We start from the raw sequence: 21,991 nt of genomic DNA, 5'->3' as shown, positions 1-21,991 counted from the left end.
CAACACCAGAACGACGCACGGCGCCCACCTTCCTCTCGGAAGGTGGGCGCCGTGCGTCTGTGGGACGTGGAGGCTAACGCCACCAGGTGTCGAGCGGGGTAACCGGAACGGTCCGCTTGTGGCGAGTGTTCAGGTACATCTTCTCGAGTTTGTCGGATACGTCGGTGGAGACGTCCTTGCCTTCGAGGTAGTCGTCGATCTGGGCGTAGGTGAGTCCGAGCGCCACCTCGTCGGGAAGGGCAGGACGGTCGTCCTCGAGGTCTGCGGTGGGCACTTTGCGCCACGTGCTCTCGGGTGCACCCAGTTCCTGCAACAGCGCCGCGCCCTGCCGCTTGCTCAGGCCGGTGAGCGGCGTGATGTCGACTCCGCCGTCACCGAATTTGGTGAAGAATCCCGTGATGGCCTCGGCAGCGTGATCGGTACCGATCACGATGTACCCCAACTGACCCGCGATGGCGTACTGGATCATCATACGCTCACGGGCTTTGATGTTGCCGCGCACGAAGTCTCGCAGTTCACCGTCGCCCAGGGCCTCGGATGCTTCACGGGCTGTGGCGTCGGCGCCGGGCTTGACGTTGACGGTCAGGCTGCGGTCCGGCTTGATGAAACCGAGCGCGATCTGCGCGTCGGATTCGTCGGCCTGCTCTCCGTACGGCAACCGAACGGCCACGAACTCGGCGCTGTGACCCTCCTCGCGTAGTTCTGCCACCGCGCGCTGAGCGAGCGCACCGGTGAGCGTGCTGTCCTGCCCACCGCTGATGCCCAGGACATATCCCTTGGCAGGAGTGGACAGCAAGTAGTCCTTCAGGAACTGAACCCGGGTGCGGACTTCGGCTGCCGGCTCGATGGACGGCTTTGCGCCCAGTTCGTCGATGATGCTCTCGCGCAATGTGGCCATGAGGGAACTTTAGCGACAGGTATCGTCTCGCGCATGAGTGCGAAGCAAGTTCTGGTGGTCAGCGCAACGAAGGCGGAAGCGGTATACGTTCCGCAGGAGTTCGAGTTGGTGATCACGGGAATCGGAAAGGTCAGTGCGGCAACGGCTGTAGCGTCGGCGCTGGCACGATTTCTCCCTGGCGAGTTGCCGATGGTCGTCAATATCGGTACCGCAGGCGCGCTGCACGTGCATCACGGCGGACTGTTCGTGCCGGGGGTCGTGATCAACCACGACATCAGCAGTGCAGCCATCAGGTCGTTCGGCCATGACGTTGTCGATCGTCTGGTCCTCGATGAGGGTGACGATTCGGTGCTGGCGACCGGCGACGCGTTTGTCTCCGACGCGGCCGTTCGGGATGCGCTCGCGCAACGGGCGGATTTGGTGGACATGGAAGGTTTTGCCGTTGCCTACGCGGCGCACGCCGCCGGTGCTCGGTGCCGGTTGGTCAAGCACGTGAGCGATCAGGCTGACGATTCCGCTTTGGACTGGCCGGCCCAAATCGACGCCAGCGCCCGCGAATTGGGGCGCTGGCTGACCGAGAACGTCTGAGTTTGACTCGGTGGATCAAGCCTGAGCGGTCAGGATCAAGCCGTTGCCGTCTGGCTTACGGAGCGTCATGGTTCCAGCGTCGAGGGTGTAGGTGACCTCACCGTCGAGTATAGCCAGGACATGTCCTTCGATGTCGGCGACTTCTGCCTCGCAGGCCATCCTCGTGGTACCCGCCGGGGCGAAGGTGATGGTGGTGTCGGTAACCGTCGCGGAGCCCATCATGCGGTTGCAGCCGGTGCTGCCGGTGAGCGATCCGTCGGCGGCGATCGTGAATTCCGGGGCCGAGGTTTCGAGTGCAGCGCTGGTGCTGATGGCGTCCGGACTGATGAGCGACGTCACTGTCCACGCTGTGCCCTGGACCGGACGGTCCGGGTCGACGACCTTCTTGTCGGCCAGCGTGACGGTGGTCGTGTCGGTGGTGAGCGTGAGTGTGTCGCCGGACAGCGTCCAGGAGGGTTGCGCGGTGAGGAGCGTCGTCACCCAGGTATCGGATTCCATGACGGTGGGTTCGCACGCCATCATGGTAGAGGCCAGCGTGTCGGTGCTTATCTTGCCGTCGGTGAATTCGACTGCGCCGCTGGCGGTATTGCAGCCCGCGGTTGCCGCTACCAGGCCGGGCGTCGTGAAGTCGAGGGATAGCGGGCCGCCGCCGGGAATCGGGGTTCCGTCCACCTGAGTGGAGATGAAGACCCGCCCCGCGGGATCGGCGACCGAGTCCGGTGTATCGGATGTATCGGAGTTGCTGGAACAGCCGCTGACGGCTGCGATGGTGAGGAGGCCGAGGACGGCGGCTGCGATGCGCATTGGCTCAGACTAGGCGCTGGAATGTGCTCGAGGTCTTCAACATCGGGTAACGCGCCGGGCAAGATTTTCCCAACCGTCAGCGAGCCTTTCCGGCGTCATTCCGAGATCGCGAACCTGGTAGAGAACCAACGACGCTTCGAGTGGTGCGAGTAGTGCCGAGGCGAGAAGTTCCAGATCGCCCTCGACGCCGGCCGTGCGGAGCAAATTGATCACGTGCGCGATGCTCAGCGAGCGGGCTGGGCCACCGAAGCGAAACTCCGGCGCGTTCTCGGCGGCGCGCAGAACATCGCCCTGCACCTCGACCATGGCAATGCGCGCCCGGCCGAAGGCGACCAGCCGGTCTATCGGCGGCGCACCAGGCCCCAAGGGCGGCGGACCGAACATGAAGGCGTGCTGCAACTCTCGCTCGGTGTGGTCGAGGAGTGCCTGCATCAATCCCGCGCGGCTGCCGAATCGGCGAAAGACTGTGCCCTTGCCCACACCTGCGCGGCACGCAACGGCGTCCATGGTGACGGCGTCGACTCCGCGTTCGGCCACGAGCAGTGCTGCGGCGTCGAGCAGAAGTGCCCGGTTACGTGCGGCGTCGCCGCGCTCGGCCGGTTGCGCGCCGATCTGGGGGAGAGGGATTGCGCTCACCTGACTGAGATTACATGGCTGCGGAATATAAGTGGACCGTGGTCCGTTTAGAGGGTATAACTTTCAACCAGAGCCACCCACCGCACCAATCTCGAAGGAATCACCCAATGTCACAGAGCAATGTTCTCGTTCTCGTCGGAAGCCTGCGCGCCGGATCCGTCAACCGTCAGCTCGCGGAGACTGCAGTGTCCGCTGCGCCGGAGGGTGCTGCCCTGACGATCTTCGAAGGTCTCGCTGACGTGCCCTTCTACAACGAAGACCTCGACGTCGAAGGTGCATCGATCCCCGCTGTCGACGCCCTGCGCGCCGCAGCCGGCAACGCCGATGCCTTCCTGCTCGTCACCCCCGAGTACAACGGCACCATTCCCGCCGTACTCAAGAACGCCATCGACTGGATCTCGCGTCCGTACGGCGCAGGTGCTGTCTCCGGCAAGCCGGTTGCAGTCATCAGCGCATCGCCCAGCGGCAACGGTGCGAAGTGGGCCAACGACGACACCGTCAAGGCTGTCGGCATCGCCGGCGGCAACGTGCTCAGCGATTCCGCTCTGGCTGTCGCCAGCACGTTCGACAAGTTCGGCACCGCGCACGCACGTGAAAACGCTGAGGTTGTCGCACAGGTGTCCAAGGTTGTCGCAGACCTGGTAGACGCCACGAAGACGCTCGTCGACGCATAATCTGCACCAGTTCGTAAACGAGGGTCACGCCTTCCGGCGTGGCCCTCGTTTTGTGTGAGCTGTTTTGTGTGAGCTACAGCCCTTCTTGCTACAGCCCCTCTTGCTCCATGGCCTCGTCGACGGCATCACGGACGGACTCGAAGTCCTTGCCCGCCATCATTGCTGCGCCCATCGCCGCGTCGATGCGCTCGGCGGCAAGTGCGTAGCGACGTTCCCAGTTGTCCTTGTCTGCACGCCAGTAACCCATGGTGTGCACGGCGGCCGCGGGGATCTTCAGTGTGTGCCGCAGGTAGGTGCGGACCCTGCGCGCGGCGGCGGCCTCGACTGCGCACCAGACGTAGCCGGTGCCCGGCGGTAGGGGATGGGCGGCCAACTCGGTGAGAAGGGAATCGGCGCCGCCGATCCATCGGATATCGGCGTCGGCTGCGGTAGTGAAGGTCTGCTGCTCGCCCGGATCGGGAATCTGCGCGATCACCTGGACGGAAATTCCGGCGGGCAGGCCCTCGAGAATCCGGCTGACTGCGGGAAGTGCGGCGTGGTCGGCGAGTAGCGTCAGCCACTCGAGGTTCTCGGGTGGGCGGAACCACCCGCTGGCGGTCGACAGTTGCACGGTGTCGCCGGGGCTCGCGGTCTCGGCCCAGAGGCCCGCCCCGCCGTGTCCGTGTAGAACGAAGTCGATATCGAGCTCGCCGGTGTCGGGGCTCCAGCGACGCACTGTGTAACTACGCGCGTGTGGGGGCTCGAGTGGGAACCGGACAAGCACCCGTTCGTCGGGTAGTCCGCTCGATGCGAAGTCGGTCAGCCCGGCGCCGCCGAAGGTGATTCTGCGCATTCCGGGTGTGATCTGCGTGGCCCTGAGAACAGTTGCCAGGTGGCGTGGGGCTTCGTCGCTGGGGAGGTCGATCCGGGGTGATTCCACGTCGCTCATGGTAGGGCCGAGAGGGATCCTGAGACCCGGTCGAGTGGCCGACGCACATGTGAGCGCCGACACGCCGACACGCCGCCGAGTTATGGCCGCTGAGCTGGGTCGACCTGGGAATTTCATCTGTGTGACTCACAACATCTTCGGTTATGTGATTCTGTCGGCCACTAGGTGTAGTGTCTTGAGCACTGAGAGACCACAACGCGGAACGCCTTGAGCGAAGCTCCGGCAATCGGTCGAATCGGTGCTGAACATCACTACATCGGCCTTTGTTGGCTAAGCGAAAGAGGGACTCTCATGAGCATCACCGTCTACACCAAGCCCGCTTGCGTTCAGTGCAATGCCACCTACCGCGCCCTCGACAAGGCCGGTCTCGAATACGACATCATCGACATCACCGAGGATGCCGAGGCACGTGACTACGTCATGGCGCTCGGATACCTCCAGGCACCCGTCGTGGTTGCCGGTGAAGATCACTGGTCGGGCTTCCGTCCCGATCGCATCAAGACGCTGGCCGTCGCTGCTTGAAGCGCGACCGCGCCGGGGGCCGACGACGCTGTTGGCCCCGTGTGCAGTAGTTGAAAGTTCTGAATAGTCGAAAGTTCCGGGCACCGCATGAGGAAAATGGTGACAACCGATGACTTCGCTGGTTTATTTTTCCAGCGTGTCGGAGAACACCCACCGATTCGTTCAACGTCTCGGGTTGCCTGCGACACGTATACCCATCCATGACCGTGACGGCTCATTTCACGTCGACGAGCCCTATGTACTGATCCTGCCGACTTACGGCGGCGGGACCACAGTGACAGGCCGCGACACCAGCTATGTGCCCAAGCCGGTCATTCGTTTTTTGAACAATCCACACAACAGGTCGTTGATCCGAGCAGTGATCGCGGCAGGAAACACCAATTTCGGTGAATCCTTTTGTTACGCAGGAAACATCATTTCCCAGAAATGCCACGTTCCTTTTCTGTACCGCTTCGAACTCATGGGCACTGCCGAGGACGTCGAACGCGTACGAGAAGGCTTGGGGGAGTTCTGGAATCATCTCGAAGCAGAGAAGGAGAACGGGCAGTGGCGCCAACCATCACTGACACGATCGCGGCTGGAAGCGTAGAGCGTGACGCACGCGGCGGTGATTCCACCAACGGTCTCGACTACCACGCACTCAATGCCATGCTCAACCTGTACGGCGCAAACGGCGAGATCCAGTTCGAGATGGATGTCGCGGCGGCCCGTCAGTACTTCCTGCAGCACGTCAACCAGAACACGGTGTTCTTCCACAATCTCGACGAGAAGCTCGACTACCTCGTCGAGGAAAACTATTACGAGCCTGAGGTTCTCGATCAGTACTCACGCACGTTCGTGAAGTTCCTGATCGATCACGCGTACTCCAAGAAGTTCCGCTTCCCGACGTTCCTGGGTGCGTTCAAGTACTACACGTCCTACACGCTCAAGACGTTCGACGGTAAGCGCTACCTCGAGCGTTTCGAAGATCGTGTGTGCATGGTGGCCCTGACGTTGGCTGCCGGCAATGAAGATCTGGCCGTCGAACTTGTCGACGAAATCATCGCCGGACGCTTCCAGCCCGCCACCCCCACGTTCCTCAACTCCGGCAAGAAGCAGCGCGGCGAGCCCGTGTCCTGCTTCCTGCTTCGTATCGAAGACAACATGGAGTCCATCGGGCGCTCCATCAACTCGGCCCTGCAGCTCTCCAAGCGCGGCGGTGGAGTTGCCTTGCTGCTCACCAACATTCGTGAGCACGGCGCACCGATCAAGAAGATCGAGAACCAGAGCTCGGGTGTCATCCCGATCATGAAGCTCCTCGAAGACTCGTTCTCGTACGCCAACCAGCTCGGAGCGCGTCAGGGTGCCGGTGCCGTCTACCTGCACGCACACCACCCCGACATCTACCGCTTCCTCGACACCAAGCGTGAAAACGCCGACGAGAAGATCCGCATCAAGACGCTGTCCCTCGGCATCGTGATCCCGGACATCACGTTCGAGCTGGCGAAAAAGAACGAGGACATGTACCTGTTCTCGCCGTACGACGTCGAGCGCATCTACGGCGTTCCGTTCTCCGACATCAACGTCTCCGAGAAGTACTACGAGATGGTCGACGACAAGCGAATTCGCAAGTCCAAGATCAAGGCTCGCGAATTCTTCCAGACCGTCGCAGAGCTGCAGTTCGAATCGGGTTACCCGTACATCATGTTCGAGGACACGGTGAACAAGGCCAACCCCATCGAAGGCAAGATCACGCACTCGAACCTGTGCTCGGAGATCCTGCAGGTCTCCACGCCGTCCGAGTTCAACGAGGACCTGACCTACAGCCACGTCGGCAAGGACATTTCCTGCAACCTCGGTTCGCTGAACATCGCGAAGACCATGGATTCGCCCGACTTCGCCAAGACCATCGAGGTCGCGATCCGCGGGTTGACCGCAGTGTCGGATCAGACGCACATCTACTCCGTGCCGTCGATCGAGCAGGGCAACAACGACTCTCACGCCATCGGCCTGGGCCAGATGAACCTGCACGGCTACCTCGCTCGTGAGCGGATCTTCTACGGCAGCGAAGAAGGCATCGACTTCACGAACATCTACTTCTACACCGTGCTGTTCCACGCTCTGCGGGCATCGAACCGGATCTCCATCGAGCGCGGTTCCTACTTCAAGGGCTTCCCGCAGTCGAAGTACGCGTCGGGTGAATTCTTCGACAAGTACACCGACCAGGTGTGGGAGCCGGCTACGGACAAGGTTCGTGGACTGTTCGCCGGAGCTGACCTTCACATCCCCACGCAGGACGACTGGCGTGAGCTCAAGGCGTCAGTGCAGAAGCACGGCATCTACAACCAGAACCTGCAGGCCGTCCCGCCCACCGGTTCGATCTCGTACATCAACTACTCCACCAGCTCCATCCACCCGGTGGCGTCGAAGATCGAGATCCGCAAGGAAGGCAAGATCGGTCGCGTCTACTACCCGGCGCCCTACCTGACCAACGACAACCTGGAGTACTACCAGGATGCCTACGAAATCGGGTACGAGAAGATCGTCGACACCTACGCTGCCGCGACGCAGCACGTCGATCAGGGCCTGTCCCTGACCTTGTTCTTCAAGGACACCGCCACCACCCGCGACATCAACAAGGCGCAGATCTACGCATGGCGTAAGGGCATCAAGACGCTCTACTACATCCGTCTGCGTCAGCTGGCGCTCGAAGGCACCGAGGTCGAGGGCTGCGTTTCCTGCATGTTGTAAGGGCTTCGCCCCCGTTCGCCTTTCCGGTAGTGACCACTACCGGAAGGCGCACGGGGGCGTTTTCTTTGCTACGGCGTTCTTTGCTACGAGGGCGGACGGCCGGGACCGTGCATCTTGCCGGCGTTCTTCGGCATTCGGCCGTGCTCGGTGAGCGCCCGTCGGAGTAGAAATTCGATCTGAGCGTTTGTACTTCGGAGATCGTCGGCGGCCCAGCGGGCAAGAGCATCGTGCACCGCCGGGTCCAACCGAAGAAGGAGCTTCTTACGCTCCGATCTCGGAGCTGGATCCGTGGCCATGTGGCCTTCCCTTTACTGGTAGAGCGAACCGGTGTTGATCACCGGCTGTGCGTCGCGGTCACCGCACAGCACGACCAGAAGGTTACTGATCATCGTGGCCTTGCGTTCCTCGTCGAGTTCGACGACGTGCTTTTCCTCGAGCTGTTTGAGTGCCATGTCGACCATCGACACTGCTCCCTCGACGATTTGCTTCCGGGCCGCGATGACAGCGCCCGCCTGTTGGCGTCGAAGCATCGCACTCGCGATTTCCGGTGCATAGGAAAGCCGGTTGATGCGGGTCTCGATCACTTCGACTCCCGCCGACCGCACGCGGGCGTGAACTTCCTCCGACAAGGTCGTCGTGATGATGTCGGCGTTCTCCCGCAACGAGACTCGGCCTTCAGCGTCGTACGGGTAACTGCCGGCGATATGACGGACAGCTGCCTCGGTCTGCACTGAGACGAACTCCTCGTAGTCGTCCACCTGGAAGGACGCGAGCGCGGTATCGGCAACCTGCCAGACGACGACGGCCGAGATCTCGATGGGATTACCGTCGGCGTCGTTGACTTTGGACTGGCCGGTCTCGTGGTTTCTGATGCGGGTGGAGATGGAACGACGCACGGTCAGCGGGTTGGTCCAGCGCAGTCCGGGCGTGCGCAATGTGCCGCTGTACGAGCTTCCCAGGAATTGCAGAACGCGAGCCTGGTTCGGCTGCACCAGGGTCAGGCCGATCAGTGCGGGGAGTGACGCGAGGAACAGCACCACTCCGATGGGGATCAGCGCTATGAGTCCGAGGATTCCTCCGACAATGGCCAGAGCAATTCCGCCGAGGAACAAAATCAGTCCGCCGAGGAGCATCCAACTGCCCGACAGGTCCCAACCTGGGCGTTCGGCGATTGTGGTGGTGGGAACTCCGGTTGGTTTCTCGGCCACGGTGGGCGTGCTGTTCATGTGAGACTCGCTTCCTCATCGGTAAGTGATATTTAATTGATATCACATTTATGGTCTCGTTGGGCGGGCGTGTGCGACACATGTTGTTGTGTTGGCGTCTGGAGTCGGACACAACGGGTAGTGTTCAGGCAAGCCAACATTCGGCAGTATCTCTCGCGCTAGGTAGGAATCATGGTCAAGCTGGTCAGTCGCGTTTCCGCAATCAACTGGAATCGCGTCCAGGACGAGAAGGACGCCGAGGTGTGGGACCGCCTCGTCAGCAACTTCTGGCTGCCCGAAAAGGTGCCGGTCTCCAACGACATCCCGTCCTGGGGGACTCTGACCGCTCCCGAGCAGCAACTCACGATGCGCGTATTCACGGGTCTGACGCTGCTCGACACCATCCAGGGAACCGTCGGTGCCGTCAGCCTCATCCCCGACGCCATCACTCCGCACGAAGAAGCGGTGTACACCAACATCGCCTTCATGGAATCGGTGCACGCCAAGAGCTACAGCTCCATCTTCTCGACGCTGTGCTCCACGCCCGACATCGACGACGCCTTCCGCTGGTCGGAGGAAAACCCGAACCTGCAGCGCAAGGCTCAGATCGTTCTCGACTACTACAACGGTGAGTCGCCGCTCAAGCGCAAGGTCGCGTCGACCCTGCTCGAGAGCTTCCTCTTCTACTCGGGCTTCTACCTGCCGATGTACTGGTCCTCGCGGGCCAAGCTCACCAACACCGCCGACCTCATCCGCCTCATCATCCGCGACGAGGCCGTGCACGGTTACTACATCGGCTACAAGTACCAGAAGGGCCTCGAGCAGCTGTCCGAGGCGGAGCGCGAAGAACTCAAGAACTACACGTTCGAGCTTCTCTTCGAGCTGTACGAGAACGAGGTCGAGTACACCCAGGATCTGTACGACGAGGTCGGACTGACCGAGGACGTCAAGAAGTTCCTGCGCTACAACGCGAACAAGGCACTCAACAACCTCGGATACGAAGGACTGTTCCCGAAGGACGAGACGGACGTCAATCCGGCTATCCTGTCGGCACTTTCACCCAACGCCGACGAGAATCACGATTTCTTCTCCGGCTCGGGAAGCTCCTACGTCATCGGCAAGGCCATCAACACCGAAGACGACGACTGGGACTTCTAGTCGCTGACGCTCTCTGACAACTGAGCCCGATTCCTGCACTCGCGGGAATCGGGCTCAGTTCGCGCAAAACCAGGCTTCTGCCTTGTCCTGCAACGCCTTATCCAGACGCAGACGCGACGTGTCGGTCAGATCCGCCGGCAAGTTGTCGGGCGCGAACCACGCAACCTCGAGATTCTCGTCGTCCGCGACATGTGCGTCGCCGCCCGTCCAACGGGCCAGGAAACATACGTCGAGATACTGCGTGATGTCCCCATTGGGGTACGTAATGGGCTCTGTCACATCAACACTCGTGATGCGAACCAACTCCGCGTCGACGCCCGTCTCTTCCTTGGCCTCGCGAACGGCGGCCGACGCCGGCTCTTCACCGGGCTCGAGGACGCCGGACACCACGGCCCACAGACCGTTGTCGGCGCGCCGGGTCAGGAGCACTCGGCCGGCGTCGTCGCGAATGACGACGCTGACTCCGGACAGCCAGAGTGGCGCGTGACCGATTTTTTCGCGCAGCGCGATGATGAACTCAGGTATCGGCATCGCGTCAGCTCGCGTATCCGTTGAGGGTGTGCTGAAGATCGGAGAGGACGGCGCGAGCGGCAGTCAGGCCGTTACCGTTCCAGATTTCGTCTTCGGCAACAAAGACACGGTTTCCGGCGGGCGCTCCCAGGTCGTGCCACTGGTCGCTCTTCATCACGTCGGTTCCGTACTTCAGCCCGTTCGGGCCGTCGAACAGCACGTAGATCAGATCACCTTCGGCGGCGCTGAGATCGTCGGCGGGGATCTCGGCGGTCACCGTGTCTGCGAGTCGTTGTGCCGACGGCCGGCGCACCCCGACGTCGCTGAGAATCTGACCGGAGAACGAGGCGGGCCCCTCGATGTTCAGGGAGTCCGAATCGAACCGGACCACAGATGCCTGCGTCTGCGCTGAATTGAGCGACTCGCCCAGTTCCCGAGCGTCCTGTTGGTAACTGTCCAGAGCCGCGGCGGCGGCCGCGGATCGTCCGAGGGCCTGGCCGGCCAGCGCGAACTGCGCCTTCCAATAGACCGGGTCGGAACCGGCGAACACCGTCGGAGCGATGCCGGTCAGCTGCCCGTACAGGTCTGCCGACGCCGGGCTCGATCCGAGAATCAGATCCGGCGCGGCTGCCCTGATCGCATTGACATCGGGAGCGCTGACCGGGCCGACGCTCGGAATTTCCGAAATGCCGAAACCGAGGTACGACGGCTGAGGGGAATCGACGCCCGTCGCGGCGCCCACCACACGTTCCCACAATCCCAACGCGCAGACCGCGTCCATCGACGCGCTGTCGAGCACAACAATGCGCGCGGGGTCCGAGGGAACCTCGGTCTCGCCGGCTGTGTGCACGACGCGTCGCGTCACCGTGGGGCCGCTGCCCGCGTCGGCTGCTGTCGGGGCGGGGCACGCAGATGCCGTGTCGCGTGCGAGCCCCATGACACCGGCTCCGGCGATGGACGTCGTGGTGCGCACGATACTGCTGGCGATGTCGTCGGAGGTATCCGACGAACAGCCACTCAATACAAGGAGTGAGGCCGCGACGCCGAGTATCGAGATGCGGCGGACAGTGACGCGGCGGAGAGTGATGCGGGAGAGAACGGTCAAGTCGACGGCTTCCTGTGTGGGCGGGCGCCGCTTTAGGTTAGCTGCTCGACTTGTCCACTCCGAACGTGTCCGCGAGGTCGTCCAGAATCAGGTGTGCGCCCTGAATGCTGACCGGAGACATCCATTCGGAATCGTCGACGTCGACGGTTCGGCCACGCAGTGTTTGCCACAGCGGACTCGTGAGGAACGGCTTCGCGGCTTCGGCGCTCTTGCCTCGGCATCCTGCCACGTGCTGACGAAGATCACGTCGGCGTCGGCCTCGTTGATCAGTTCCGGGCTGATCTTCATCATGATGTTGCCCGGATCGGCGGGATCGGGGCCCTGGTTCTCGGGGCGGGCGAGTCCGGCGTCCTCGAGGACGATGCCGCTGAACGATGTGGTGCGGTACAGGCGTGCCGTCGGCTCGCCGGCGAAGCGGACGACGGAGATGACCGGGTTGTTCGCGGTCTTGTTTATGGCACTTCCGACGGCGGCGGCGCGCGCTTCGTATTCGCCGATCTTCTGCGCGGCAAGATCTTCCTTGCCGAGGGCCTCACCGACGAGTCGGATGTTGTCCTTCCACGTCGGCCCCGTCGTCTGGGTGAACACGGTGGGGGCGATGGCGGAGAGTTGTTCGTAGTTCTTTCCGTCGCGGACCTCGGCGGAGATGATCAGATCGGGTTGGAGTGCTGCGATCTTCTCGAGGCTGACCGCCCCGACTGTTCCGACGGATATCGCGTCGGCGGCAAACTCGTCGCGCGTGGATCCGAGGTAATCGGGCAATCCCGGTTCGCGGTAGTCGACGTATCCCACGAGCGGTGATTCCAGGAGCAGTGTTGCGTCGGTGAAGCTGTTGTCGAGTGCAACGATTCTCTGCGGCTGCGACGGAATCTCGGTACTACCGCGGAAGTGTTCGATCGTGCGGGGGAATGCCCCTTGTTCGGTCGATGTCGCGGTGGTGTCCGTCTCGTCACTCGAACACGCAGGGACGATCAATGCAAGGGCAGCAACGACGGTTACCGCCGCGGTTCGACGAGCAAAGTGTTTCACGGGTACTCCTGTATTAGGTTAGGCAAGCCAGACCCTAACAAAAGGAGAAATCGGGAGTCGGCGTCCCGGCGGCGCGAGTCCCGGGTGCGACACGCCGCAATACGAGATCACACTCGTCACTTCGGGAACATAAACTGCAGGTCGATCGTTTAGTGGGCGCCAAAACGGTCTCTCGAGTACGACGCTGAGTAGGACCGGGTCGCGAGGCGTCAGGGTCACGGTCTACGATTCGATGAGCGCAAGCCAGAAGCCGTTTCCCGCACGCCGGGAAATGGACCCTGCGGCGCGACCAATGGCTCTGTCGAAGGAGCCTGCGGAGCGACCAAAGGCACATTCAGGAGGATCAGTGACTGCCGTAGCGCCCCAGCCAGTCCCCGCGATAGCTGCAGCCAGGCCTTACCCGCCGCGGCAGGGACCCAAGGGCTCATTCATTTACAAGATGATCACGACCACCGACCCCAAGGTGCTCGGAATCATGTACTTGGCGACTTCCATCGCCTTCTTCCTCATCGGTGGCCTGATGGCCCTGATGATGCGTGCCGAGCTAGCTGTGCCCGGCATGCAGTTTCTCTCGAACGAACAGTTCAACCAGCTGTTCACCATGCACGGCACCATCATGCTGCTGCTGTACGCGACGCCGATCGTCTTCGGCTTCGCCAACTACATTCTTCCGCTGCAGATCGGCGCGCCCGACGTTGCATTCCCGCGTCTGAACGCCTTCAGCTACTGGCTGTACCTGTTCGGCGCGATCATCGCGACGGCCGGATTCGTCACCCCCGGTGGCGCAGCCGACTTCGGTTGGACGGCATACACCCCGTTGACGAATGCACTGCATTCGCCGGGCGTTGGCGCTGACCTCTGGATCATGGGTCTCGCTGTCGGTGGTCTCGGAACCATCCTCGGTGGCGTCAACATGATCACCACCGTGATCTGCCTGCGTGCACCCGGTATGACCATGTTCCGCATGCCGATCTTCACCTGGAACATCTTCATCACCAGCATCCTCATCCTGCTGGCGTTCCCGCTGCTGACCGCTGCACTGCTCGGCCTGTTTGTCGACCGTCATCTAGGTGGTCACATCTTCGACCCGGCAACGGGCGGTGTGTTGCTCTGGCAACACCTGTTCTGGTTCTTCGGTCACCCCGAGGTGTACATCATCGCGCTGCCGTTCTTCGGCATCGTCTCGGAGATCTTCCCGGTCTTCAGCCGTAAGCCGATCTTCGGTTACAGCGGTCTGGTGTACGCAACGCTCGCAATTGCAGCTCTGTCGATCGCCGTGTGGGCGCACCACATGTACGCAACCGGCGCTGTTCTGCTCCCGTACTTCTCGTTCATGACGTTCTTGATCGCAGTGCCGACAGGCGTGAAGATATTCAACTGGATCGGAACGATGTGGAAGGGGCAATTGACCTTCGAGTCGCCGATGCTCTTCTCGATCGGCTTCCTGATCACCTTCCTGTTCGGTGGTCTGTCGGGTGTCATCCTCGCGAGCCCGCCGCTCGACTTCCACGTCACGGACAGCTACTTCGTTGTCGCTCACTTCCACTACGTGGTCTTCGGCACCGTCGTGTTCGCCACCTACGCCGGTATCTACTTCTGGTTCCCGAAGATGACCGGTCGCATGATGGACGAGCGCCTCGGCAAGTGGCACTTCTGGACCACGTTCGTCGGCTTCCACGGCACGTTCCTCGTGCAGCACTGGCTCGGAGCCGAAGGTATGCCGCGTCGTTACGCCGACTACCTGCCGTCCGACGGCTTCACGTCGCTGAACACGGTCTCGACAATCTTTGCCTTCGTGCTCGGTGCCTCGACGCTGCCGTTCATCTGGAACGTCTTCAAGAGCTACCGATACGGAGAAGTTGTCACGGTCGACGATCCGTGGGGTTACGGAAACTCGCTCGAATGGGCAACCAGTTGCCCGCCGCCGCGTCACAACTTCACCGAGTTGCCGCGCATCCGCAGCGAGCGTCCGGCATTCGAACTGCACTACCCGCACATGGTTGAGCGGATGCGCGCAGAAGCGCACGTCGGCCCCGGCCACAACAGTAAGAACGACGCCCTCGAAGGCAGTTCTCACTAGATGAGCAACCCGACCTACACGTAGGTCAACGCCAAAGGCCCCGCCCGAACAACGGGTGGGGCCTTTCGCTTGTTCGATTGCCGATTGGCACAATAGGTGTCGACGCATGTCGATCACGACACGATTTCCAAGAAATGATCGGAGTTCTCGGTGGGTGCCTCAGACACCACTGTTCTGGTGACCGTGACCGGGCCTGACCGGCCCGGCGTCACCTCGGTACTGTTCGCCGCATTGTCGCGGCACAATGTGAACCTGCTCGATGTCGAGCAGGTGGTCATCCGAGGTCGGCTCACGCTTGGCGTCCTCGTTGCCTGCCCGAACGATCCGGAGGCATTGCAGGAAGAACTCGAGCAGGCAATGGCGACGGTCGGTATGAACGTCGACATCGAAATCGGTGCGGACCCCGGTCGGCCAGCAGTATCCACCCACGCGGTTGTTGTCCTCGGCAGTCCGGTCAACGCTCGTGCGATGCGCGGAGTGGCACGCGAGTTGGCCAAGCAGGGCGCCAACATCGATTCCATTCGCGGTGTTGCCGACTACCCGGTGACGGGATTGGAACTCAGTGTCAGCTCGGCGGACAGTGCGGACGCCGATGCGAAGCTGCGCACCGGACTTGCCGAAGTCGCGGCACTCGAGAACGTCGACATCGCGGTCGAGCGGGCCGGTTTGGCGAGGCGCGCCAAGCGGCTCATCGTGTTCGACGTCGACTCGACGCTCGTTCAGGGTGAAGTCATCGAGATGCTCGCTGCCAAGGCCGGCGTCGAAGACGAGGTTCGCGCTGTCACGGAAGCCGCGATGCGCGGTGAGATCGACTTCACCGAATCGCTCCATCAGCGGGTGGCAACCCTCGCGGGGCTGGACGCTTCGGTGATCGACGAGGTGGCCGCGAGCATCGAACTGACACCGGGTGCACGCACCACCATCCGCACCCTGCGTCGTCTCGGCTTCCATTGCGGCGTTGTCTCGGGCGGATTCCGTCAGGTCATCGAAGGCTTGGCGCACGAACTCGAACTGGACTTCGTTCACGCCAACACCTTGGAGATTGTCGACGGCAAGTTGACCGGCCGCGTTATCGGCGAGATCGTCGACCGTGCCGCCAAGGCCGTTGCTCTCCGGAAGTTCGCCGATCAGGTCGGCGTCCCCATGGAGCAGACCGTGGCTGTCGGTGACGGCGCCAACGATATCGACATGCTCAACGCTGCGGGCTTGGGTGTGGCGTTCAACGCCAAGCCGGCACTACGCGAGGTTGCCGATGCGGCTCTGTCGCATCCGTTCCTCGATGCCGTTCTGTTCATCCTTGGCGTCACCCGCGACGAGGTCGAAGCAGCAGACGCGATCGACGGCGGCGTTCGGCGCGTGCCGATCCCATGATCGACGACCCCAGTGCCGCGGTGATGTCGGGACCGGACGCGCTCTGGCGCGCCCGGCACGCCGTGCTGGCGGCGGGCTACGGTGGCCGGCCGGATCCGGCCGACCCGGCGCAGGTCTTGGCGATGCCGATCGTCCTGCATATCCCGAAAGCTGATCCGCCCCTGCGCAGTTCGCTCCTCGAAGCGGCCGCGTCAGCTGCGGTGGCTCTGTGTCTCGACGAGCGAGTCGGTGTGGCCGAGGACGGTGAACCCGGACCGTGGCAGGAAGACTTCGTTGCGTGGGTGAGCGGACGTATCCGCAAGGTGTCACGCCGTGCTCGGGGAGCGCAGTGGTTGGCCGCGCAGGATGTAGCGGGAATCACCGTCGAGGTCGGCGGCGCCCAAGCCCGTGCTCTGGTGCCCGGACCTGTCGGGGACCTTGATCCGCGGATCAAGAAGATGCAGATCGGCGGCACCGATCTCGACCACGACAACCCGGGCCCGCCCGTACCCGGATTGCCCGTGCTGTGGATTGATCCCGCGCTCGAGATGACGGTGGGAAAAGCATCGGCACAGGTCGGGCATGCGTCAATGCTGTTGGCGGCGGCCATGTCCGACGAGGAAGCGTGGCGCTGGGCCCAAACAGGATTTCGGTGCTCGGTTCGTGATGCCGACAAGGCTCAGTGGGCCGACGCACTCGCCCGTGTGAACAGTTCGGAAGCTGTCGCAGTGCGGGATGCGGGATACACCGAAGTGGCGCCAGGGTCGATGACCGTGATCGCGGTGAAGGAAATCTAAACGAACTTCGTAGATCAGCTTCCTTGTTCTCGCGCCGTCGGCTGTGCAGACTCGATTGAGTGCACGTGCATCTAAATCGTGCATCTATTTTCAGTACCGCGAACTCCGAAGGACCTTCATGCCGCTCGAGAACGAACCAGCTCTGGTTACGCCGGTCATTGCCCCAGCAGCAATGGCCGTTGTCGAATCCGTATCGCCGCAGTCGTAGTTCTTTTGTCCATACGTGGAGGTACGGCATTCTCGTTGTCCGGCAACGATCTCGATTCGATGGACACCGGCGCGGTCCTGAGAACCGGTGTGCGGGTGATGGCCAAAGGCAGCCTCGGATATCGCCTGGCAACTCCGCTGTCGATCATCGCGGGATTGGTCAACGGATCGACCATGGTCTTCAGCGCAGTTGCCATCGGCTGGGCTACTGATCACCTGATAATCCCGGCGTTCACCGACCACGCCGTTCCGACCAGGTCCTGGTGGATCGCACTGGGCGCAATCGCCGGCGTCTCCGTGCTGCGTGTGATCACCATCGTCACCCGTGCGGTGGCGGCGGCCCATGTGCAGTACGGCAATCAGGCGTCGACGCGCCGCGCACTGATACGGCAGTACGCGAAGCTCGGAGTCCCCTGGCATCGGCGGCACTCGACCGGGCAGCTTCTGTCCAATGTGGTGTCGGACGTCGAAGTTCAGTGGGCGCCCATGCAGTTCTTCGCTTTTGCGATGGGCAGTGTGTTCATGCTCATGGTGGCGCTCGCGAACATCGCGCGCTCGGACTGGTACCTCGCAGTGGTTGCGGTCATGCTGGTTCTTGTCGTGTTGCTTGCCAATTTCGTCTACCAGCGCGTGATGTCGCCGCGGGCGCGCGACGCCCAACGGGCCAGGGCCGCAGTCAGCTCCGTTGCGCACGAAGCGGTGGAGGGGGAGCAGGTTATCCGCACCCTCGGAATTGTCGAGGACGAGTCCGACCGATTCGTGCGCGCGGCGGAGAATACGCGAGTCGCGAATACTCGAATGTCCTTCGTCAGCGCCGCTTTTGACCCTGTCATCGAACTTGCGCCGACTGCAACGGTATTGGTGGTACTGCTCATCGGATCGGGACGGGTGTCCGCGGGCGAACTGACCGTCGGCACCCTGGTCGAGACCATTTACCTGTTTCTCACGATGGCATTGCCGTTGGGCATGATCGGGCGATTCCTCAGTGTGCTTCCGCTGGCCGTGGTGGGCAACATGCGAACCGGTGCGGTGCTCGATTCTGTCGACTACACGCAGTTCGGCACCGAAACACTGAACGGCTCCGAAACATCGCACGGCGAGCGGGCGTTGGGCGTACGGGTGACGGCGGCACGCTTCGCGTACGACGGCGCGACCCGGGACGCACTCGGTCCGGTGGACCTACAGTTTGTTGCCGGTGATGTTGTTGCTGTCGTCGGTGCCACCGGGTCCGGAAAAACGACGCTGGTTCGCGTCCTCGCGCGACTCGCGGATCCTGATTCGGGAACTGTGCACTACGACGGGATCGACGTGAGATCTCTTGCGGCAGGGGAGATCGAGTCTCGGGTAGCGGTGGTGAGCCAGACGGCGTTCCTGTTCGACGACACTGTTCGAGACAACGTGACGTTGGGGCGAGACATCGACGATCATCAGGTGTGGAAGGCACTCGAAGTGGCCGAAGCGGCAGAATTCGTCCGCGGCCTTTCCGGAGGCCTCGACGCCGGCGTCGGAAAACGAGGAGCCTCTCTGAGTGGTGGCCAACGCCAACGGATTGCGCTGGCCCGGGGATTGGCCGGCTCGCCGTCATTGCTGATTCTCGACGACGCGACCAGTGCGCTCGACCCTGCTGTCGAGCGCGATGTACTCGACAACATTCGCCGTGAGTTCGTGAGCGCGTCGGACGGCGGGCGCCGATGTACGGTCGTGATGACCGCGGCGCGAAAGAGCACGGTGACGTTGGCGGATCGAGTCTTGTTGCTCGACAACGGGTTAGTTGAAGCATCCGGCACTCATGCACAACTGCTGGCAGCGAATGCCGCCTACCGCGCGATCGTGGACGCCTACGCCGACGGTTTGCGCTCGTGAACGAGTCGGTAGTGTCGAAGATTCGCGTGACCCGCGCGCTCTACCCCGGGTTGCTGCGCGGAATGTGGTTGACGGTTGTGCTGGCGTTCGTTGCTGCCAGCGGACGTATCGTCGTGCCACTGACGGTGCAGTACGCCCTCGATCACGCACTGCTGCAAGGCAATGCGGGTAAAGACAATTCGACGGTGCTGCTCACCGCTGTGAGTGTGGGAGCGCTGGGTGTCGCGGCAGCGGGGGCGGCATCGTGGTTGCTCAACCGTCGTCTGATCCGCACCAGCGAAAATGCATTGGCTGCGGTGCGGATAGCGGCGTTCACGCACATCTTCAGGTTGCCGCCCGCACGATTCGACGACACGGCGCGTGGATCGCTGGTGGCCCGCGTCACGAGCGATGTCGACACTGTGTCCCAGTTCGTTCAGACCGGCGGCGTCACTCTCGTGGCGAACTGCGCACAGATGCTGGTCGCGTCGTCGATCATGCTGGTGTACAGCTGGCAGTTGGCGCTGCTTGTGATCGGGGTATCCGTCGTGGCGGTAGTGAGCATGCGGTTGATTCAACGCGTGATAGCCCGCCGGTTCGGTGAAGTCCGGGTGGCAGTGGCGAATTTGTACGACGGTGTATCCGACATGGTGAACGGCGCGGAGGTGACTCGTTCCTACGGAGCCGATGCGCGCATCGCGGCGCGGGTGGACGGCTTGATCGACACCACGAGGCGATCGCTGCTGCACACCCAATTGCCTTTGGGCGTCAACATGTCTCTGGGCGAAGCCGCCAGCGGAGCCATCACCACGGCCGTCGTGCTGTTCGGTGCTGCGGTGGGCACAGGCCACATCGGGTGGATGGATCTGACCGCAGGTCAGCTGGTCGCATTCCTGTTCCTCATCACGTTCTTCGTGCGGCCACTTCAGTTCTCCGTGTCGATTCTGGGGGAGTCGCAGAGCGCCGTGGCGGGGTTGCGCCGGGTGTTTCACCTGCTGTCCGAGCCCTCGGTCGCAGTGGATACCCACACCGGTGTGCCACTACCGGTCGGTGGTATCGGAGTCCGGATGCGAGGGGTCGATTTTTCGTACAGCCCCACCAAGCGCGCGATTCGTCACCTCGACCTCGACATCGAGCCGCACGAACATGTGGCAGTGGTGGGCGAAACAGGTTCGGGAAAAACGACGTTCGCCAAACTGCTGACCCGTCAACTTCTCCCGACGCAGGGAACGATCGAACTCGGTGCAACCGACATTCGCACCATCACCGACGGTTCGTTTGCCAGACGCGTCGCTATCGTGCCGCAGGAAGGGTTCTTGTTCGACCGCACCGTGTTCGAGAACATCGCGATGGGTAGCCCCGGTGCCACCCGCGCCGACGTCATGGACGTGCTGGGCGATCTGGGTTTGTCCGCGTGGGTGCAGGGACTCGGCAACGGACTCGACACCGTCGTCGGCACGCGGGGCGATGCGTTGTCCGCGGGCGAGCGGCAATTGGTGGCGCTCGCCCGCACCGCGCTGGTCGACCCGGACTTGCTGGTACTGGACGAGGCGACGAGCGGCGTGGATCCCGCCACCGACGTCACGGTGCAGCGAGCTTTGGGGCACTTGACGAAGGGCCGCACGACCGTCACGATCGCCCACCGGATGATCACCGCGGAAACTGCGGACACCGTGCTGCTCTTCCATGACGGTCAACTCGTGGAGCGGGGCTCACATGCCGAATTGATCTCTGCCGGTGGACGTTATGCTGCGCTGCACCGGGCCTGGAGTGCGATGAACAGTTTGTGACGAAACGAAGGCGCTCCTTCGATCTCGGTGATCCTAACCCTGCCGCGCCGCGGAGATTTCCGCAATGATGTCCACACGGGCTATCCGCTCGACTGCCCGGCCGCGAGGACATGAAATGTACGACATACGACGATTGATTCTGCTTCACGACCTCGCGGAACTGACGACGATGACGGCGGTCTCCGAACGTCACGGAATAACCACTTCCGCAGTCTCCCAGCAGATGCGACTCCTCGAGGAGGAAGTGGGCAAGGTTCTCACTCGGAGAGTGGGCCGAGTCCTGCGCCTCACCCACGCGGGCCGCGTTCTGGTCGACCACACGGCGCGCATCGTCGCCGCACTCGAGGAGGCGGAGAGCGCCGTTGCCGCGACAGGCGAGGCGGCTACGGGTGTCCTGACCATCGCGACGTTCACCTCGGCTCTCACCCGCCTCGCCATTCCGGCAGCAACTTGGCTCCGCGGAGACCATCAAGGTCTGCGCGTGCGATTGGTGGACGCTGTGCCCGTCGACTCGGTTTCTGCTGTCCGGCAACTGGAAGTCGATCTGGCGATCACCTACACGTACTCCTTCCAGACGAGTGTGCTGCCGGTCGGGTTGGAGTCGGAGTTCTTGTTCACCGATCCGCTCGTGTTACTGGCACCTGCCCCGCTGCAAGAGCGAGTTCGCCGGCACGGCTTCATAGCAGTAGCCGACGCCGACTGGATCGCCGCTCCCGACGGCGCACCGTCCGTTGCGTCGATTGCATTCTCCTGCAGGCAGTCCGGGTTCGCACCGCGGATCGAACATCGATCGGGAAGTTTCAGCGCGATGGCGGAGATGGTGGATCACGGTTTCGGAGTGACCGTGCTGCCCGAGATGGCGGTACCGGAATCGGCCAAGCACCTCATCGCGTGCCCGATCGCGAACGGCGCCCGTGAGATCGGAGTCACGTACCGTCGTGCTTCGCTGGAGCGGCCGGCGGTGGCCGCCGCCATCCGTGCGCTCAGGACGGCTGCGGTTCCGCTGCATCTGGCATCCTGAATATCTGGCATCCTGAGCCACCAGTCCAGTATCGCCATCTTGGCTATGGGTTAAGTATCCAGTGGTGCGCCAGGATGGCCGAGTGCTCATACGTAGATTCGCCTCGCTGTTCCTTGG

General features: G+C 62.5%; 20 protein-coding genes and 1 pseudogene. 12 read left to right on the top strand and 9 right to left on the bottom strand.

Annotation, left to right across the window (positions count from 1 at the left end):
• Nucleotides 1-73: 73 nt before the first annotated feature.
• A complete protein-coding gene (gene nadE, locus FFI94_RS19350) occupies nt 74-898 on the bottom strand; it encodes an ammonia-dependent NAD(+) synthetase (protein ID WP_138869257.1) in 825 nt (274 codons plus the stop codon).
• Nucleotides 899-931: 33 nt separating this feature from the next.
• Here nadE and FFI94_RS19345 point away from each other — a divergent pair, with 33 nt between their 5' ends.
• Nucleotides 932-1,486, top strand: a complete 555-nt coding sequence (locus tag FFI94_RS19345) for a nucleosidase (RefSeq protein WP_138869256.1) — start codon at nt 932-934, stop codon at nt 1,484-1,486.
• A gap of 15 nt (nt 1,487-1,501) precedes the next feature.
• On the opposite strand, the gene FFI94_RS19340 is transcribed toward FFI94_RS19345, so the two are convergent.
• Both FFI94_RS19340 and FFI94_RS19335 read right to left on the bottom strand, forming a co-directional pair.
• Nucleotides 1,502-2,290 (bottom strand): META domain-containing protein, encoded by a 789-nt coding sequence (locus FFI94_RS19340; RefSeq protein ID WP_138869255.1) that lies wholly within the window; start codon nt 2,288-2,290, stop codon nt 1,502-1,504.
• Nucleotides 2,291-2,326: 36 nt separating this feature from the next.
• On the bottom strand, nt 2,327-2,926 hold the full coding sequence (locus FFI94_RS19335; protein ID WP_138869254.1) for a TetR/AcrR family transcriptional regulator: 600 nt from the start codon (nt 2,924-2,926) through the stop codon (nt 2,327-2,329).
• A gap of 107 nt (nt 2,927-3,033) precedes the next feature.
• On the opposite strand from FFI94_RS19335, the gene FFI94_RS19330 reads away from it, so the two are divergent.
• A complete protein-coding gene (locus FFI94_RS19330; protein ID WP_138869253.1) occupies nt 3,034-3,600 on the top strand; it encodes an NAD(P)H-dependent oxidoreductase in 567 nt (188 codons plus the stop codon).
• Nucleotides 3,601-3,688: 88 nt separating this feature from the next.
• On the opposite strand, the gene FFI94_RS19325 is transcribed toward FFI94_RS19330, so the two are convergent.
• Entirely contained in the window at nt 3,689-4,528 is an 840-nt protein-coding gene (locus tag FFI94_RS19325; RefSeq protein WP_138869252.1) for a siderophore-interacting protein, read from the bottom strand.
• Nucleotides 4,529-4,819: 291 nt separating this feature from the next.
• On the opposite strand from FFI94_RS19325, the gene FFI94_RS19320 reads away from it, so the two are divergent.
• The 3 genes from FFI94_RS19320 to nrdE all read left to right on the top strand — a co-directional run bounded on the left by FFI94_RS19320 (nt 4,820) and on the right by nrdE (nt 7,780).
• Nucleotides 4,820-5,050, top strand: coding sequence for a redoxin NrdH (locus FFI94_RS19320; RefSeq protein WP_033231100.1), 231 nt, complete (start codon nt 4,820-4,822; stop codon nt 5,048-5,050).
• A gap of 109 nt (nt 5,051-5,159) precedes the next feature.
• On the top strand, nt 5,160-5,639 hold the full coding sequence (gene nrdI, locus FFI94_RS19315) for a class Ib ribonucleoside-diphosphate reductase assembly flavoprotein NrdI (protein WP_138869251.1): 480 nt from the start codon (nt 5,160-5,162) through the stop codon (nt 5,637-5,639).
• A complete protein-coding gene (gene nrdE, locus FFI94_RS19310; protein WP_397495471.1) occupies nt 5,597-7,780 on the top strand; it encodes a class 1b ribonucleoside-diphosphate reductase subunit alpha in 2,184 nt (727 codons plus the stop codon). The genes nrdI and nrdE overlap by 43 nt, the downstream gene beginning before the upstream one ends.
• A gap of 83 nt (nt 7,781-7,863) precedes the next feature.
• Here the strand turns inward: nrdE and FFI94_RS19305 are convergent, their stop codons facing one another.
• Together FFI94_RS19305 and FFI94_RS19300 are read right to left on the bottom strand one after the other, a co-directional pair.
• On the bottom strand, nt 7,864-8,076 hold the full coding sequence (locus tag FFI94_RS19305) for a hypothetical protein (RefSeq protein ID WP_138869250.1): 213 nt from the start codon (nt 8,074-8,076) through the stop codon (nt 7,864-7,866).
• A 12-nt stretch (nt 8,077-8,088) separates the two neighbouring features.
• Complete coding sequence (locus tag FFI94_RS19300; protein ID WP_185993255.1) at nt 8,089-9,006, bottom strand: SPFH domain-containing protein; 918 nt, start codon at nt 9,004-9,006, stop codon at nt 8,089-8,091.
• Nucleotides 9,007-9,177: 171 nt separating this feature from the next.
• On the opposite strand from FFI94_RS19300, the gene nrdF reads away from it, so the two are divergent.
• Complete coding sequence (nrdF, locus tag FFI94_RS19295) at nt 9,178-10,143, top strand: class 1b ribonucleoside-diphosphate reductase subunit beta (protein ID WP_033231096.1); 966 nt, start codon at nt 9,178-9,180, stop codon at nt 10,141-10,143.
• Nucleotides 10,144-10,197: 54 nt separating this feature from the next.
• Here nrdF and FFI94_RS19290 read toward each other — a convergent pair whose 3' ends face one another.
• The 3 genes and pseudogenes from FFI94_RS19290 to FFI94_RS19280 form a co-directional block, all read right to left on the bottom strand.
• Nucleotides 10,198-10,674 (bottom strand): NUDIX domain-containing protein, encoded by a 477-nt coding sequence (locus FFI94_RS19290; protein WP_138869249.1) that lies wholly within the window; start codon nt 10,672-10,674, stop codon nt 10,198-10,200.
• 4 nt (nt 10,675-10,678) lie between these two features.
• Nucleotides 10,679-11,740, bottom strand: a complete 1,062-nt coding sequence (locus FFI94_RS19285) for an ABC transporter substrate-binding protein (protein ID WP_138873287.1) — start codon at nt 11,738-11,740, stop codon at nt 10,679-10,681.
• Between the two features lie 55 nt (nt 11,741-11,795).
• Nucleotides 11,796-12,787: pseudogene (locus FFI94_RS19280) on the bottom strand (ABC transporter substrate-binding protein).
• Nucleotides 12,788-13,133: 346 nt separating this feature from the next.
• Here FFI94_RS19280 and ctaD point away from each other — a divergent pair.
• The 6 genes from ctaD to FFI94_RS19250 all read left to right on the top strand — a co-directional run bounded on the left by ctaD (nt 13,134) and on the right by FFI94_RS19250 (nt 21,874).
• Entirely contained in the window at nt 13,134-14,867 is a 1,734-nt protein-coding gene (ctaD, locus tag FFI94_RS19275) for a cytochrome c oxidase subunit I (protein ID WP_185993254.1), read from the top strand.
• Nucleotides 14,868-15,017: 150 nt separating this feature from the next.
• Entirely contained in the window at nt 15,018-16,238 is a 1,221-nt protein-coding gene (serB, locus tag FFI94_RS19270) for a phosphoserine phosphatase SerB (RefSeq protein WP_138869248.1), read from the top strand.
• The gene (locus FFI94_RS19265; protein WP_138869247.1) at nt 16,235-17,014 is read left to right on the top strand and encodes a peptidyl-tRNA hydrolase; all 780 of its coding nucleotides are present in this window, start codon (nt 16,235-16,237) and stop codon (nt 17,012-17,014) included. Before serB ends, FFI94_RS19265 begins: the two co-directional genes overlap by 4 nt.
• A gap of 243 nt (nt 17,015-17,257) precedes the next feature.
• The gene (locus FFI94_RS19260) at nt 17,258-19,084 is read left to right on the top strand and encodes an ABC transporter ATP-binding protein (RefSeq protein WP_138869246.1); all 1,827 of its coding nucleotides are present in this window, start codon (nt 17,258-17,260) and stop codon (nt 19,082-19,084) included.
• Nucleotides 19,081-20,853, top strand: a complete 1,773-nt coding sequence (locus FFI94_RS19255; RefSeq protein WP_138869245.1) for an ABC transporter ATP-binding protein — start codon at nt 19,081-19,083, stop codon at nt 20,851-20,853. The genes FFI94_RS19260 and FFI94_RS19255 overlap by 4 nt, the downstream gene beginning before the upstream one ends.
• Nucleotides 20,854-20,968: 115 nt before the next feature.
• Nucleotides 20,969-21,874, top strand: coding sequence for a LysR family transcriptional regulator (locus FFI94_RS19250; protein ID WP_138869244.1), 906 nt, complete (start codon nt 20,969-20,971; stop codon nt 21,872-21,874).
• Nucleotides 21,875-21,991 lie beyond the last annotated feature (117 nt).

This window comes from Rhodococcus sp. KBS0724 (assembly GCF_005938745.2).
In the GTDB taxonomy this organism is placed as follows: domain Bacteria; phylum Actinomycetota; class Actinomycetes; order Mycobacteriales; family Mycobacteriaceae; genus Rhodococcus_F.
This window is presented reverse-complemented; position numbering and strand designations above follow the sequence as displayed.